Consider the following 16,072-nt stretch of genomic DNA (forward strand, 5'->3'; position numbering starts at 1 on the left):
TTTAAGAGTAAGAACAATAAATAGTTGGGATAGGTCCGTAAAAAACGACGCCCCCAAAATTTAGGAATCCAGCGCTAACGGCTATCACTTTTAGAACTCTTTTCTATAATAATTGAGCCTATTAAAAAACCAGATAACACAAAGAATATCTCAACCCCGAGAAAACCACCATACTTAAAAAGTTGAGCATCTGGAAAAAATGGGAAGAAACAAGCGTCTGCCATGTGATAATAGAACCAGCAGGATAGCACTGGCTCGACAAATGTCGAGCCAGTGATTGCTTTTCATACTATCACGATTGTTTAGAGCTGAATTCATCTAACTTTAGCCCCAAAAGCCTTTCACTTTCCGCAATCATTTCACGGTATGTGCTGTTATTAAAGCCCCACAATGTGGAATCCAACTCTTCTTTATGTCCTACTAAAAATTTTGGTGTAGTAATTACATGTAGATCACTGCGACTTTCAATATAACGATCTATTGTATTAGTTTTTGCATCATGATTTCGATCATCCCAACCCAAGAGCTTTTCATAGAAATCTCTGGAATAGATATTCATTACCGTACTAGTCATTTTGTCAATCGTGACATATTTTTGGCCATTATAGTCCGTACACGCCAAGATATTAGTATCTTGATGCAAGTTAGCTATCAGTCCCGAGAAAAGATCCCAATCTTTTCGTTCATTGAGATACTCATTTACACTTTTCAGACGAGATAAAAAATGCTCAGGAAATTCAATATCATCTTCGCAAATCATTATACGCTCAAGCCCTAGGTCTTTTGCGCGATGCAAGAGAAATTTATAACTCAAACCACAGCCAACCCATCCAAGACGATGCCTTAGACCAGGGAAATACTGAATCCCATAATGATTGTCATTATCAAAATCCGCACGTCGGGAGACTGTTTCAGGGAGTCCTAAACATACCATATCCGAATCAAAACTAATTGAATCTCCCACTGCAGTATAAAATTGTTCATACGTGATAAGATCGTGAGCTAAAAATGCTCTCAGAAAATAATATGAAAAAACATCAGGAGTCTCTACACATGCCTTTCTTAATTGAACGCTTCGCTTATTCCGTCTAACATCATCACTAACCCAGTAGCGAACTCGCTCTACCATTTCATCAATATTATTGATTGGCACAAAATCGACTAGGGGCAACAATGCTGAATGCTCATCCATATCTGCACTTTCTTCAGATACAATAATTTTATTTTGCGACAAACACTCGTATATTCTGGTCGTTTCCAGTAGCGCGCCTTCATAATAATGAATATTAACAATCACCTTTGCTTTTGCCATTTCAGCATACAACGCATCACCAAAAAGATCATTGATGATTTTCACTGAAAAATGCTTTTTTAGCTCCGCAACATAGGCTCTACGTCTATCATTATTAATGTCACCATAAAATAACACATCAACCGTCTCAGGAACCGAGTCGGCAAGCTCGCGCGGAAGAAAACCCACAGGCAGATGATAGAGCTGGCGATAGCTCAATCCTTTATCTTGCAAAAAGGCAATATTCTTTAAAGAGTAGTCGAAAATGGCCAGGGAATTTTCCAGACGAGCAAGGTAATCGTCAGTGAACCAACGAGAACTGACTGACTGCTCAAGTTGATAAGCGATATATTGCCCAGGTAAAACAGGGAACATCTGTGGACAGATAACGATATGCAAGACATCCAAGTAACCTTCTTCAGGCATTTGATATTGAACTACAGCCTGAATATTCACTTTCTTCAAACTTGCACACATCAATTCGGCAAGATAACCACAATGCGTAGTTGTTAGAATAACTAACTCAGCAGTATCTTTATCTCCCAGAGAAATAACCTCTGGCATGGCATAGTGAGACTGATGACCCAATATATGGCTAATGCGATGTAACGTCTCTCTGATTCCATGATGTCGCAAACTGCGCCATCCTTTCATTAATAATGATGGGTCTCTGGCAAGAATAACCATAGGACGCACTAACGGGCGGATCATGCGCGCCAGTTTACCACGCCGGCCTCCTTCGCTGCATACTTGTCGCCAGCCATGTTGTAATGCAACAACATCACCACGCATCAACCGGCCCATCACTCTTAAAGGCATTGTTATCCGCCAGGACAAACTGGTTGTCACTTGTTGTTGCCAAGCTTGAAAGAGATCATCCTGATGCTGAAGTTGATTTTCAAGAGCATTAACTTGGCGAGATGAAAACTCGGCTTGTTCAGAGATAACTGCCAATCGCTCAGAGAGAATTTCAGCCTGCTCAGATGCTGCTGATGACTGTTCAGAAGCAATAACTAGCTGTTCAGAAATAATTGCAGCCTGCTCAGATGCCGCTGATGCCTGTTCAGAAGCAATAACTAACTGTTCAGAAATAATTGCAGCCTGCTGATGCGCTTCCTCAATATTTTTCTGTTGTCTCTCGATGATAGAAAGAGCCTCCTGATGTTGACGCGCAATTTCAGCTTCATAATCAGATAGATGCTTGGCATGTAACTCTGCTTGTTCAGACAACGTGGTTGCCAATTCAGCATTACGCTCTTGCCAAGCTCGCGCATCAGCCTGATGCTCACGAACAAGATTGGCAAACTGTATAGAAACAGCTGCTTGAGCCGAAGAAGGGAGACTATCAAATATTTTAGGATCAAGGTGATCTTGTCGCATGTATTCACTCACATGGCAAAGAATTATATCGTGCTGTTCAGGTTCGCCCAATCGAAAGCGTAAATATGCAGGTTTTAACTGTAATGAATAGGGCACCAAATATCCAAATAGATAGAAACTGAGCCGTTTTATACGTTCAGCATCATCATGCGCTTCCAATATAAAATTGTAAGAATTATCACCCCATACCGTTAGTGACTTGTCAAGTAAAAGCGCCTCCAGTCCTACGCTGGAGTTGACAGTTAATATCTTTCGACACAAAGCAACAAAATATAGACTATTAGGTGAGTCATCGAGATTGATCTGCGCAGCTTTAAGCGCAAATGGACTTCCCGGATGGGCGCGAACAAGCAGATCATGTGCTGCCACTTTCTGACGTGCGGCAGCAAGCAGTGCGAGATTGCTCATTCCATTGCCATAAGCAACCAGATTAGAGTCGTCTTCAACTTGCAACACCGCCCCACATTCATAAGTGGTTTGAGCAGGCAAACTCTGGCAAGTTTCGGGATGAGTCAAGAAAAAATGCAATAGCTCTCGTGTTGTGAGTGACAATTGCCAATCATCACAGAGGGAATAACGTTGTGCTGACTCAGAGTTGCCATTGACACCGCGAAAATCGACATACCCGGTCTCACGATACAGGGGGCCACGCAGTGGACCCAATTCAATATGGATGACAGGAATACCACGGGCAGCACACACCGCCTCCAGTGAAGCGACATTACATATAGTGACGATGGCTTCAAGTTTAGCCGGAGCTGTATCCAGTAACCCATCAAGCTCACGCTCAAAAGCCGCATCGCGCTCACACAAGAAACGCCGAAACGCCTCTATCGGATTACCATTGAGCTTATTCAGCCAATCATCAAATCTATTCTCATTCAGCCATGCATAATGATGTTGCTCAGGCATGGCATTAACTGGCAAGGAATATCCCAACCGAGATTGTACTGCATGATCACATTCCCAGCGACCTTCCCAATCACTAGGAGCCCGGACATAATCACGCCCGGTAATAAAGAAAGCAGATTCATCAGCCCACTCACAAAGTAAACGGTAATAGCACCAAAGATAAGGTGCAGCTTGGGCACGAAAAGGATAAGGAGGTAGAAAAGCAGCCAGCATGGATAACTCCGAATAATTCAGGCCAGAACGGTAATAGGTGCGTGTACGACGCCGCCCAGCTCTCTGGAAGACCAGAACTTTATTGCCTGCATCGGCCGACGTTGATCAAGTTCCTCACGCTCCCCTCCCTTGAGGGATGCCAGACCACAGTGCAACAAATAATCGCCACTATTAATTGGCAAGGTCACTTGATAAGTCACCAGTTGGCGACCGGGTTTCAAGGTTATGGGGTGACCAGCAGCAATATTGCTATCACCCCAAATGTCACCACCTTGGGCCCGGCTTAATGAGAGTCCCAATGCAACATCTTCAATGCTCTGGCTCGACCAGAGTTCAAAACGTAGCGTCAGTGTTTCACCTGATTTCACAAGGGGTTCTTCATGAAAAGGCGTACCATCCGCCTTGACAATGGTCAGACTGGCGATAATCGCACGGGCAGAACCAAATCGCTTCTCACCCAGCGCCAGATTGGCCTCACTCTTTTGCTTTTCAAGTAAGACTGAATGCGATGGACAATCGCCATCACTTTCAATGTCTGGCAATGCCAAGGTATCGGCTTGCTCCTGCGACAGGATCATCCCTTTTTCATAAGCCATCACCGCAGCTAGCACATCAGTGGTATCACCAATCAAGCGTCCCCCTTCCATTACCAGACAACGATCGGCATACTCCAGAATACTGCCTGTTGAGTGGGTCACCATCAAAATGGTTACCCCCTTCGCTTTCAGGGCCTCCATACGCTTGAAACACTTGTATTGGAAACCGATATCGCCAACTGCCAGCGCTTCATCGACGATCAAAATTTCAGGGTCTATGCACGCCTGTACCGCAAACGCCAAACGCACGTACATGCCACTGGAATAGGTCTTGACGGGTTGCTCCATAAAATCGCCAATGTCGGCAAAACGAGCAATTTCATCAAACCTTGCATCAATATCCTCTTTACTCAATCCCAGGACACTGGCATTGAGATAGACATTATCACGCCCACTGAACTCCGGATTAAATCCAGCCCCCAGCTCAAGCAAGGCTGCAATACGGCCATTGACGTTAACTTCACCATGAGATGGATTAAGGGTGCCGCAAATCAGCTGGAGCAGCGTGGATTTCCCGGCCCCGTTATGGCCGATAATTCCAACGGTCTCGCCCTTTTTAATCGTGAAATCAATGTCCCGGAGCGCCCAAAACTCGCGATAATATTGTCTGGCAGCACAACGAAACAAGCGGGATAAGCGAGGAATGACAAACTGTTTGAGTCGATCGACCGGTTGCTCATAAACCTGATAACACTTGCTCAAACCACGCACTTCAATCGCGACTTTGTCAGAGCACATCGGCAAACCCCTTACGCGTTTTCTGGAACAAGGCAAATCCGGCGTACATTACCGCCATACCGGCAATCAATGTAATGCCGTATAACTCCCAAGAAGGCAATTTTCCCCAATAGAGCACATCCCGTACCTGTGCTATCACCGGGGTTAGTGGATTGATGTTCAACCAATGGCGATACTCTTCTGGCAACGCTTCAACAGGGTAGAATATCGGTGAGAGGAACATTAATATTGTACTGATTACGCCCACCAGTTGTGAAAGATCACGCAAGTAGACCCCCATCGCAGCAAGTGCCCATGAGACGCCCATGACTAACAAGGCAAGCGGTAAAATCACAACAGGGAAAAGCAACGCGGTAACAGGCGGAATACCAAAGGCAATAGTATAAAAAGCGATCCACACCAAAAAACTGATCAGTAGATTTATCATGGCACTACCCAATGCAACCCAAGGCAGGATATCAAGTGGAAATACAACTTTTTTGACGTAGTTGACATTCTCCAGAATCAAACGTGGCGCTCGATTAAAGCACTCTGAAAATAGATTAAATACCATTAAGCCTGCAAACAATACCAGAGCGAATTCGCTACGCGAATCACTACCACCACTCCAGCGAGCCTTAAATACCACACTAAAAATAAAAGTGTAAACAGCCAACATAAAAAGTGGTGTAAATAGAGCCCACAAATTCCCAAACAGTGAGCCTCGATATCTAGCAGCAACTTCTCGACGAACTAGAGTGATAATTAAATGACGATCATTATAAAAAGACAACATGCGAATTGGTGATGTACTGCTATCTCGATTCATAAACAACCTTGGAAAAATAATGAAGCAATATCTTGCGAATACACATCAAAATATTATAACTCATCCGTTTTATAAAATGACAATGGAAAACTAAAGGAAATATTCCGCATCAGAAAACATAACAGCCATCTCATCCTTTTTTGATAAGAACGTCTTATCTGATGGCCAATTAACACTTAAGTTCTCGTCATTCCACAATATGCTCCTGTCACTTTGCGGATGATAATAGTTTGTCGTTTTATATAAAAACTCAGCAGTCTCACTTATAGTGAAAAAACCATGTGCAAACCCTTCCGGGATCCACAACTGTCGCTTGTTTTCACCTGACAAGTGAACGCCAACCCACTGGCCGAAGGTCGGTGAGCTTTTGCGAATATCTACCGCCACATCAAACACTTCACCAGCAACACAACGCACCAGCTTGCCCTGGGCATGGGGAGGCAGTTGATAGTGCAAACCACGCAACACCCCTTTCGAGGATTTGGAATGATTATCCTGCACAAAGTTAACCGGATATCCTACCGCCTCTTCAAACAACTTGTGGTTGAAACTCTCAAAGAAAAAACCACGCTCATCACCAAATACTTTTGGTTCAAAAATAAGCACGTCAGGAATCGCTGTCTTGATTACATTCATCTGTCTACCCACATTTGATTCAATTTTTATGGGGGGAGCATCTTCCCTCCCCCCTATATCACATCAGGCTTTGGCAACCATTTTTAGCAAATATTGTCCATAGGCATTCTTCGCCAATGGCGCAGCAAGCTCACGTATCTGGTCGGCACTGATAAACTTCTGGCGATAGGCGATCTCTTCCGGACAAGCCACTTTCAACCCCTGACGGGTCTCGATGGTCTGAATAAAGTTGCTCGCTTCAATCAGGCTTTCATGGGTACCGGTATCCAGCCAGGCATAACCACGGCCCATCATGGCCACCGACAGATTGCCTTGCTCCAGGTAGATACGGTTCACATCGGTAATTTCCAGCTCACCACGGGGCGATGGCTTCAGGCTCTTGGCGATTTCCACCACGCCGTTGTCGTAGAAATAGAGGCCGGTCACCGCATAGTTGCTCTTGGGCTCCAGTGGCTTCTCTTCCAGAGAGATAGCGGTACCCTCTTTATCAAATTCCACCACCCCATAACGCTCGGGGTCATGCACATGGTAGGCAAAGACGGTAGCGCCACTCTCTTTGGCCGCTGCCGCCGCCAACTGCTTCTGCAGGTCGTGGCCGTAGAAGATGTTGTCCCCCAGCACCAGCGCACAGGGGTCTGACCCGATAAACTCTTCACCCAAAATAAAGGCCTGAGCCAATCCGTCCGGGCTTGGCTGTACCATGTATTGCAAGTTCAGGCCCCACTGACTGCCATCACCCAGCAATTGCTCAAAGCGGGGAGTATCTTGCGGCGTGCTGATGATCAAAATATCGCGAATCCCCGCCAGCATCAGGGTGCTGAGCGGGTAGTAGATCATCGGCTTATCATAGATGGGCAGCAGCTGCTTGCTCACCGCCATGGTGACTGGATAGAGACGGGTGCCAGAACCACCGGCCAGAATAATGCCTTTACGTTTGGTCATGATGCTTGTTTCTTATTTTTAAATTGCAAAAGAAAAAGGTGGCTTGCGGCCACACCTTCCTGTTTTATCCCTGCCAGCCAGGGAGGCAGTCACTACATCTCTGGCCAGTGATTTACTTGCCGAGGATCTCGGTCAACATCCGCTCCACACCGACTGTCCAGTCCGGCAGCACCAGATCGAAGGTGCGCTGGAATTTACCAGTATCAAGGCGGGAGTTATGGGGGCGTTTGGCCGGGGTCGGGAAGGCACTGGTCGGCACCGCATTGAGCTGTGTCACAGCCAGTTCAACGCCGGCTTCTCTGGCTTTGGCAAACACCAGCTGGGCGTAGTCAAACCAGGTTGTTGTACCAGAGGCAATCAGATGGTACAGCCCGGCGACCTCGGGTTTGCGCTGCGCCACGCGGAGAGCATGGGCAGTGCAATCGGCCAGCAACTCGGCACCGGTCGGAGCGCCGAACTGGTCATTGATGACTGACATCTCGCTACGCTCTTTGCCAAAGCGCAGCATGGTCTTGGCAAAGTTGGCGCCGCGGGCGGCATAGACCCAGCTGGTACGGAAGATCAGATGACGGGAGCAGAGGGATGCACCTTGCTCACCCGCCAGCTTGGTTTCACCGTAGACGTTGAGCGGGGCGGTTGCATCGGTTTCTACCCAGGGGCGCTCACCGCTGCCATCGAACACATAGTCGGTGGAGTAATGCACCAACCAGGCACCCAATGCTTCCGCTTCTTTGGCGATCGCCGCTACACTGGTCGCGTTGAGCAGCTCGGCAAACTCCCGCTCGCTCTCCGCCTTGTCGACTGCGGTATGGGCCGCGGCGTTGACAATCACGTCCGGCTTGACCAGACGTACCGTATCGGCCACCCCTGCCGGGTTGCTGAAATCGCCACAATAATCGGTGGAGTCAAAATCAACGGCAGTGATGCGGCCCAGCGGGGCCAGTGCACGTTGCAGCTCCCAACCGACCTGGCCGTTTTTGCCAAACAGCAAAATATGCATCAGGTACGCTCCCCGTAATTCTGCTCAATCCAGGATTGGTAGGCACCGCTCTTGACGTTGTTGACCCACTGCTGGTTATCCAGATACCACTGCACAGTTTTGCGAATACCGGATTCAAAGGTCTCTTGCGGTTGCCAAGCAAGCTCACTGCTCATCTTGGTCGCATCGATGGCATAGCGGCGATCGTGGCCGGGGCGATCCGCCACATAGGTGATTTGCTCACGATAAGAGCCCGCCTTCGGCACCATCTCGTCCAGCAGATCGCAGATGGTGTGTACCACCTCCAGATTCTGCTTCTCGTTGTGACCGCCAATGTTGTAGGTCTCTCCGACCAAGCCAGTGGTCACCACCTTGTAGAGCGCGCGCGCGTGGTCTTCCACATAGAGCCAGTCACGGATCTGGTCGCCCTTGCCATAGACAGGTAACGGCTTGCCATCCAGCGCGTTAAGAATAACCAACGGGATCAGCTTCTCGGGGAAGTGATACGGGCCGTAGTTGTTGGAGCAGTTGGTGACGATGGTAGGCAGACCGTAGGTGCGGCGCCAGGCGCGCACCAGATGGTCGCTGGAGGCCTTGGATGCAGAATAGGGGCTGCTGGGGGCATAGGGGGTGGTTTCAGTGAAGAGCGGCAATGGTTCACCGACGGCGACTTCATCCGGATGGGGCAGATCACCATACACCTCATCGGTGGAGATATGGTGGAAGCGGAAGGCCGCCTTGCGTACCTCGTCCAGGCCGTTCCAGTAAGCGCGAGCCGCTTCCAGCAACAGATAGGTGCCGACGATATTGGTCTCGATAAAGTCAGCCGGCCCTGTGATGGAGCGGTCAACATGGCTCTCGGCAGCCAGATGCATCACCGCATCCGGCTGATGCTGGGCAAAAACCCGATCCAGCTCGGAACGGTTGCAGATATCTACTTGTTCGAAGGTATAACGATCGCTGGACGAGACATCGGCCAAGGATTCCAGATTGCCGGCATAGGTGAGTTTATCGAGATTGATGACTGCATCCTGAGTATCATGGATGATATGGCGCACCACGGCAGAGCCGATAAAACCAGCGCCACCGGTAACGAGAATTTTCATAGATATGTTATCTCTTGCGAAGAGTTGATATGTGATAGGTGCGGACTGAAATGGAGTAAACGCTGAAGAGCTGAAGCAATCTCTAAAATTCACTCAATATCCGAGAGCTGACATTTTAGACAAAGCAAAAGTTACATTGATGACAGGCAAACATCATGGCTACCGCCCCTGGGTTACAGCCCCCAGCTTGCTGCTTTTTACCATATTGTTCACGCCTTTGGTCATCATGCCTCCAGCATCGTTATGTCTTGGCAGCGTTGATCGCAACCCTCTCTCACGGACATGCCGCGAGTTGGCACACTGCACCAGCCCGATTTGATAGGGAATTCTATCCCGTTTTTCCCAAAGATGAACAGTCGAAAGTATTTTGTGATGGGGGCAACTTGAGACTCATCACAACCTCAAGGTCACGAAATGCCTGCTCGGGTCACGCTTTACCTCTTACAACCAAGCAATTTTTGCTTACATTTTTAACCAAAAAACAGGGCAACCCATTGGGTTGCCCTGTTTGATTGTCAGCCAGACCAAAGCTGACTGGCGATTTATTGGACTCTATTCAAATTAGCTCAACCTGCATGCCATCAGTCACCTTTTGACTCAACTGCTGCAGCCATGCGCGACTCTTTACTCTTGTGGCTAGTGAAGTAACGCATCACCAACACGAAGAATAGCGGTACGAAGAAGATGGCCAGAACGGTGGCACTGATCATCCCCCCCATCACGCCGGTACCGATGGCGTTACGGCTGCTGGCACCGGCGCCGGAGCTGATCACCAGCGGCAGCACCCCGAGGATAAAGGCGAGCGAGGTCATCAGGATCGGACGCAGACGCAGACGTGCCGCCTCCACCACCGCCTCACCCAAGCCCATCCCTTTGTCATAGAGCTCTTTGGCAAATTCCACGATCAAAATCGCGTTTTTCGCCGACAAGCCTATGGTGGTGAGCAGGCCCACCTGGAAGTAGACGTCGTTCTCCAACCCACGCAAGGTTGCGGCCACAATAGCCCCCAATACCCCGAGCGGCACCACCAGCATCACCGAGAACGGAATGCTCCAGCTCTCGTAGAGGGCTGCCAGACAGAGGAACACCACCAACAAGGAGATGGCGTAGAGCGCAGGAGCCTGTGAACCGGCCTGCCGCTCCTGGAAGGAGAGCCCGGTCCACTCGATACCCACCCCTTCCGGTAGCTGTTTCACCATCTGCTCGATGGCGGCCATCGCATCACCGGTACTCTTGCCAGGCGCCGCCTCTCCGACGATCTCCATCGCCGGCACGCCGTTGTAACGCTCCAGACGCGGCGAGCCGAAGCTCCACTCGGTGCTGGCAAAGGCAGAGAAGGGCACCATCTGACCGGCACTGTTGCGCACATACCAGAGTTTCAGGTCTTCCGGGTTCATCCGGAAGGGGGCGTCCGCCTGCATATAGACCTTCTTGATCCGGCCACGGTCAACGAAATCATTGACGTAGGACGATCCCCAAGCGGTAGCCAGGGTGTTGTTGATATCCGCGATAGATAGCCCCTGCGCCAGTGCCTTCTCGTAGTCGATCTTGATATCGAGCTGCGGCGTATCTTCCATCCCGTTCGGACGCACTCGCACCAGGGTGGGATCCTGCGCCGCCATGCCGAGCAGCTGGTTGCGCGCCGCCATCAGCTTGTCGTGACCGATACCGCCGCGATCCTGCAGGAAGAAGTCAAAACCGGTCGCCGTACCCAGCTCCGGGATCGGAGGCAGGTTAAATGCGAACACTTGCGCCTCCTTGATGCTGAACAGATAGCCCATGGCGCGGCCGATGATGGCATTGGCGCTGCGATCCAGGCTCTTGCGCTCGCTCCAGTCCTTGAGCTTGATAAAGGCCATCCCCGCATTCTGGCCACTACCGGCGAAGCTGAAGCCGGATACGGTCAGTACGGAGTCAACGTTATCCTTCTCGTTTTTCAGGAAGTAGTCGCGCATGTCCGCCAGCACCACCTCGGTGCGCTGCTTGGTCGCCCCCACCGGCAGTTGCACCATGGACATGATGACCCCCTGATCCTCTTCCGGCAGGAAGGAGGTGGGCATCCGCATAAAGAGCACTGCCAGTACCGCCAGCATGGCACCGTAGATCAGGCTGTAGCGCACGCCCTGCTTGATCACCTTGCGCACACCGCTCTGATAGCGGTTGGTCCCCGCATCAAAGGCGCGGTTGAACCAGCCAAAGAAGCCGCGCTTGGCACCAAACTCGCCATGTTTCATCGGCTTGAGCAGGGTGGCACAGAGCGCCGGGGTCAGGATCAACGCCACCAACACCGACAGCACCATGGCTGAGACGATGGTCAATGAGAACTGGCGATAGATGGCGCCGGTCGAGCCGCCGAAGAAGGCCATCGGCACGAACACGGCGGAGAGCACCAACGCGATCCCCACCAGCGCGCCGGTGATCTGGGTCATCGACTTGCGGGTCGCTTCCAGCGGGGAGAGATCCTCCTCGCTCATCAGCCGCTCCACGTTCTCTACCACCACGATGGCGTCATCCACCAGCAGGCCGATGGCCAGCACCATACCGAACATGGTGAGGGTGTTGATGGAGAAACCAAACGCCGCCATCACCCCGAAGGTACCGAGCAGCACCACAGGCACCGCAATGGTCGGGATCAGGGTGGCGCGGAAGTTCTGCAGGAACAGATACATGACGCAGAACACCAGGAAGATCGCCTCGATCAGGGTCTGCACCACCTCCTCGATGGAGATCTTCACAAACGGCGTGGTGTCGTAGGGGTAGACGATCTCCATGTTGGCCGGGAAGTAATCCGACAGCTCATTGAGCTTGGCACGCACCTTCTCGGCGGTATCCAGCGCATTGGCACCGGTCGCCAGCTTGATGGCAACCGCTGCGGTAGACTGGCCGTTGTAGAGCGCATCGGCGTCATAGCTTTCGCCCGCCAGCTCGACCCGGGCCACATCTTTCAGCCGTACCTTGGAGCCATCCTGATTCACCCGCAGCAGGATGTCGTTGAACTGCTCCACGGTAGAGAGCCGGGTTTGCCCCATGATAGTCGCAGTGAACTGCTGATCTTCCACCGACGGAGTACCACCCAGCTTGCCGAACGCCACCTGGGCGTTCTGCGCCTTGATGGCCGCCTGCACATCACCCGGGGTCATCTGCACCCGGTTGAGTTTGTTGGGATCGAGCCAGACCCGCATGGAGTACTGGCTGCCGAACAAGGTGATATCCCCTACCCCGTCCAGACGACTCAGAGGCTCCTTGATGTTGGAGACCACATAGTCCGCCAGATCGTCGTTGTTCATCGAGCCATCACTGGAGATGAAGGCCGCGACCATCAGGAAGCTGCTGGAGGTCTTCTGCACCCGGATCCCCTGCTGCTGCACCTCTTGCGGCAGCAGCGACATCGCTTGCTGCAGCTTGTTCTGCACCTGCACCTGGGCAATATCGGGATCGGTCCCCGGCTGGAAGGTGAGGGTCACCGACACCCGCCCCGCGGAGTCAGACTGGGAGGACATGTAGAGCAGGTGATCCAGCCCGGTCATGTTCTGTTCGATGATCTGGGTCACCGAGTCTTCCACCGTTTTGGCGGATGCGCCCGGATAGCTGGCAGAAATACCGACAGCGGGCGGCGCAATGCTCGGATACTGGGCGACCGGCAGTTTGATGATGGCCAGGCTGCCCGCCAGCATGATCACCAGTGCGATAACCCAGGCAAAAATGGGTCTGTCTATAAAAAATCGAGCCATGAGGCGACTACTCCATCCTACTTGTTGGCCGGGGGGTTGGACGCAGCTTGAGTAGACGGTGCATCAGCACCCTGCTCGGCGGGATTGACCACGGCGCCCGGTCGTACTTTCTGCAAGCCAGCCACGATCACCCGCTCGCCGGAGGTGAGCCCTGACTCCACCACCCAGTTGCTGCCGACGACCCGGCTCAACTGCACGTTGCGTAGCTCCACCTTGTTATCAGCAGTCACCACCATCACGGTGGCGCCGCCATTGGGGGTGCGAGTCACGGCCGTTTGCGGCACCAGCAGCCCTTGCGCCCGCTCACCCTCTTGCAGGGTCGCGCGCATGAACATGCCGGGCAGCAGCAGCTGATGAGGGTTGGGCACAATCACCCGCAGGGTCACCATGCCGGAGGTCTCGTCTACGGTCACATCGGAGAACTGCAGCGAGCCCTCTTCGCCATAAGTGGAGCCATCTTCCAACTGGAAGGTTACCTTGGCCCCCTTCTGCTCGTCCTGGGTCAACTTGCCCTCGGCGACCAGTCGCTTGAGGCGCAGCAGATCAGCGGTGGACTGACGCACATCCACATACATGGGATCCAGCTGCTGAATGGCGGTCAGGCTGTCAGCCTGCTGGGCGGTCACCAGTGCCCCCTCGGTCACCGCGGATTTACCGATGCGGCCACTGATGGGGGCGGTGATGCGGGTGTAACCGAGATTGATCTCGGCAGTGCGCAGGGCCGCCTTGCTCGCCATGATCTCGGCCTTGGCCTGCTTCCAGCTGGCGTCGGCGTCGTCATAGTCCTGACGGCTGATGGATTTGACCTTGAGCAGCTCCTGATAGCGCTGCGCCTTGAGGCGGGCACTCTGCTCGTTGGCCTCGGCCTTGGCCAGATTGGCCTTGGCGCTGGCAACCGCCGCCTGATAGACAGCCGGATCGATCTGATAGAGCAGATCGCCCGCCTTCACATCGCTTCCCTCGGTAAAGAGGCGCTTGAGGATGATGCCGCTCACCTGCGGACGCACTTCGGCCACTCGCAACGGGGCGCTGCGGCCGGTCAACTCGGTGGTCAACATCAGCGGACCGCTCTGCAGGGTCACCACGTTGACCGCCGCAGGCGGCATACCGCCCTGTCCCTGGGGTGCCCCCCCCTTGTCACCACAACCTGCCAGCAAGCCTGTAGCCAGCAAGGCAAGACCAACTGAACGAGCAAGAATATGTTTATGCATGAAACACCTGAGCCTTTGCCAGTCAATGAACAATCAGGGCCGCATGGGCCCTGTTGGTAAATAGTCGAAAGATGAGGCAATATACATACATTCATAAATGTATGTAAGTGACTTTTTACTTGCATGAGGCACAAATTTCGATGGCCAGACGAACCAAAGAAGAGGCGCAGCAAACCCGCTGCCACATCATGAGCACGGCGCTGGATCTGTTCTGCTCTCAGGGCCTGGCCAAGACCAGCCTGACCGACATCGCCAGGGCGGCAGACCTGACCCGCGGGGCCATCTATTGGCACTTCAAGAACAAGGATGAACTCTTCATTTCGCTCTGGCAGGAGCTCTGCAGCCCCCTCGCCCACCAGCTCGATGCCTGCCTCAATCCAGATGAGCCGGATCCGCTGGGGCAACTGCGCCTCTTCTTCGAAGGGGTACTCCACAGCTTCATTCACAATCCGGCCCAGCGGCAGATGTTCACCATACTGTTCAATCTCGAATCGCTGGAGGGGGAAGCCATCTCACTGCGCGAGCATATCCGCAGCCAGTCCGCCAACTTCTTTCGAGACCTGGAGACCACCCTGGCCAATGCGGTACGGCGGGGCCAGTTGCCAGCCAACCTCAACCTGCAGCGCGCCGCCACCCTGCTCCACTGCACTCTGGATGGCTACATCATCAACTGGCTCCACTTTCCGGGGCGGATCGACCTGCAGGGCGAATCCGCCTTTATGATAGAGAGCATGTTCACCATGCTGGCCCAGCCCCACGGGCCTGCCTGCGGCCGCTAACCGGCTCCGGCAACTTCCTCACATCCAGATCGGGGCCTGACCGCGCGCTTTGGCAGTCAGGCCCCGATTTGTTACCCTGTGCGCCCCCTGCTTGAGGTAACCCCTGTGCCACACTCTGACGCCATCCCCGCTTCCCGGCCATTGAACGACCAGCATGCCCGCGCTCGGGCTGCCTTTGTGGCACGTCTCACACCCGGTGCTCACCTGCTCAATGGTCAATGCGGTACGGGGGAGGATCTCTGCTGGCTGCGTGCAGAAGGGTATGTGGTCACCGCCTGCGAAGCGGTGCTGGCTGACGCCAGAGTTGCTTCGCAGCAATCCGGACAAGCTGTGCGGGTCTGCCCGCTGGCGAAGATGCACTCGGTGCTCCCTTACGATGGGACCTGGCTAAGCCGCCCGCTTGATGACGACGTGGCCACCCTTGTCCCCCTGTTGCAACAGCTGGCGACCCTGCTCAAAGCGGGCGCTCCGCTCTGCTTCCCCCTGCCGCCAAGCGGCAAGATAAGTCACGCTCAGCTACAACAACTGGTCACCACATCCGGGATAGCGCTGCAATTGGCTCCAATGGAAACCGTATCAGCCAGTACGTCAGATTCCTCAAATCAACACGCCAGCCAGTACGTTATGTTGCTGCGTGGCGATCATCAGGCCACCTAACGGGCTAATTCATCACGGATTTTCCCGTTCAACACCAAGCCGACAGCTAGTCGGCGATCTTGGCTTTCGACAATATTTAACTCGGCGTTAACG

At 52.5% G+C, this 16,072-nt stretch carries 11 protein-coding genes; 2 read left to right on the forward strand and 9 right to left on the reverse strand.

The window, feature by feature from the left end:
- Positions 1 to 292 precede the first annotated feature (292 nt).
- From I6L49_RS09245 to I6L49_RS09285, 9 genes are all read right to left on the reverse strand, one after another.
- A complete protein-coding gene (locus I6L49_RS09245) occupies positions 293 to 3,796 on the reverse strand; it encodes a glycosyltransferase family 25 protein (protein WP_216951380.1) in 3,504 nt (1,167 codons plus the stop codon).
- A 17-nt stretch (positions 3,797 to 3,813) separates the two neighbouring features.
- The gene (locus I6L49_RS09250; RefSeq protein WP_216951382.1) at positions 3,814 to 5,130 is read right to left on the reverse strand and encodes an ABC transporter ATP-binding protein; all 1,317 of its coding nucleotides are present in this window, start codon (positions 5,128 to 5,130) and stop codon (positions 3,814 to 3,816) included.
- The gene (locus tag I6L49_RS09255) at positions 5,120 to 5,938 is read right to left on the reverse strand and encodes an ABC transporter permease (RefSeq protein ID WP_216951384.1); all 819 of its coding nucleotides are present in this window, start codon (positions 5,936 to 5,938) and stop codon (positions 5,120 to 5,122) included. The genes I6L49_RS09250 and I6L49_RS09255 overlap by 11 nt, the downstream gene beginning before the upstream one ends.
- 90 nt (positions 5,939 to 6,028) lie before the next feature.
- Positions 6,029 to 6,574 (reverse strand): dTDP-4-dehydrorhamnose 3,5-epimerase, encoded by a 546-nt coding sequence (gene rfbC, locus I6L49_RS09260; protein ID WP_216951385.1) that lies wholly within the window; start codon positions 6,572 to 6,574, stop codon positions 6,029 to 6,031.
- 63 nt (positions 6,575 to 6,637) lie between these two features.
- Positions 6,638 to 7,516 (reverse strand): glucose-1-phosphate thymidylyltransferase RfbA, encoded by an 879-nt coding sequence (gene rfbA, locus I6L49_RS09265; protein ID WP_216951387.1) that lies wholly within the window; start codon positions 7,514 to 7,516, stop codon positions 6,638 to 6,640.
- A 112-nt stretch (positions 7,517 to 7,628) separates the two neighbouring features.
- Positions 7,629 to 8,516, reverse strand: a complete 888-nt coding sequence (gene rfbD / locus I6L49_RS09270; RefSeq protein ID WP_113069998.1) for a dTDP-4-dehydrorhamnose reductase — start codon at positions 8,514 to 8,516, stop codon at positions 7,629 to 7,631.
- Entirely contained in the window at positions 8,516 to 9,601 is a 1,086-nt protein-coding gene (gene rfbB / locus I6L49_RS09275; protein ID WP_216951389.1) for a dTDP-glucose 4,6-dehydratase, read from the reverse strand. Before rfbB ends, rfbD begins: the two co-directional genes overlap by 1 nt.
- A 581-nt stretch (positions 9,602 to 10,182) precedes the next feature.
- Positions 10,183 to 13,332 carry an efflux RND transporter permease subunit gene (locus I6L49_RS09280; RefSeq protein ID WP_216951391.1) on the reverse strand — a complete coding sequence of 1,050 codons (3,150 nt, stop codon included), beginning with the start codon at positions 13,330 to 13,332 and terminating at the stop codon, positions 10,183 to 10,185.
- A gap of 17 nt (positions 13,333 to 13,349) precedes the next feature.
- Complete coding sequence (locus I6L49_RS09285) at positions 13,350 to 14,543, reverse strand: efflux RND transporter periplasmic adaptor subunit (RefSeq protein WP_139742794.1); 1,194 nt, start codon at positions 14,541 to 14,543, stop codon at positions 13,350 to 13,352.
- A 140-nt stretch (positions 14,544 to 14,683) separates the two neighbouring features.
- On the opposite strand from I6L49_RS09285, the gene I6L49_RS09290 reads away from it, so the two are divergent.
- Together I6L49_RS09290 and I6L49_RS09295 are read left to right on the forward strand one after the other, a co-directional pair.
- Complete coding sequence (locus I6L49_RS09290) at positions 14,684 to 15,322, forward strand: TetR family transcriptional regulator (protein ID WP_005359187.1); 639 nt, start codon at positions 14,684 to 14,686, stop codon at positions 15,320 to 15,322.
- A gap of 105 nt (positions 15,323 to 15,427) precedes the next feature.
- Positions 15,428 to 15,979 carry a hypothetical protein gene (locus I6L49_RS09295; protein WP_216951393.1) on the forward strand — a complete coding sequence of 184 codons (552 nt, stop codon included), beginning with the start codon at positions 15,428 to 15,430 and terminating at the stop codon, positions 15,977 to 15,979.
- Positions 15,980 to 16,072: the final 93 nt, after the last annotated feature.

The sequence above is a fragment of the Aeromonas sp. FDAARGOS 1419 genome (assembly GCF_019047045.1).
Lineage (GTDB): Bacteria > Pseudomonadota > Gammaproteobacteria > Enterobacterales > Aeromonadaceae > Aeromonas > Aeromonas veronii.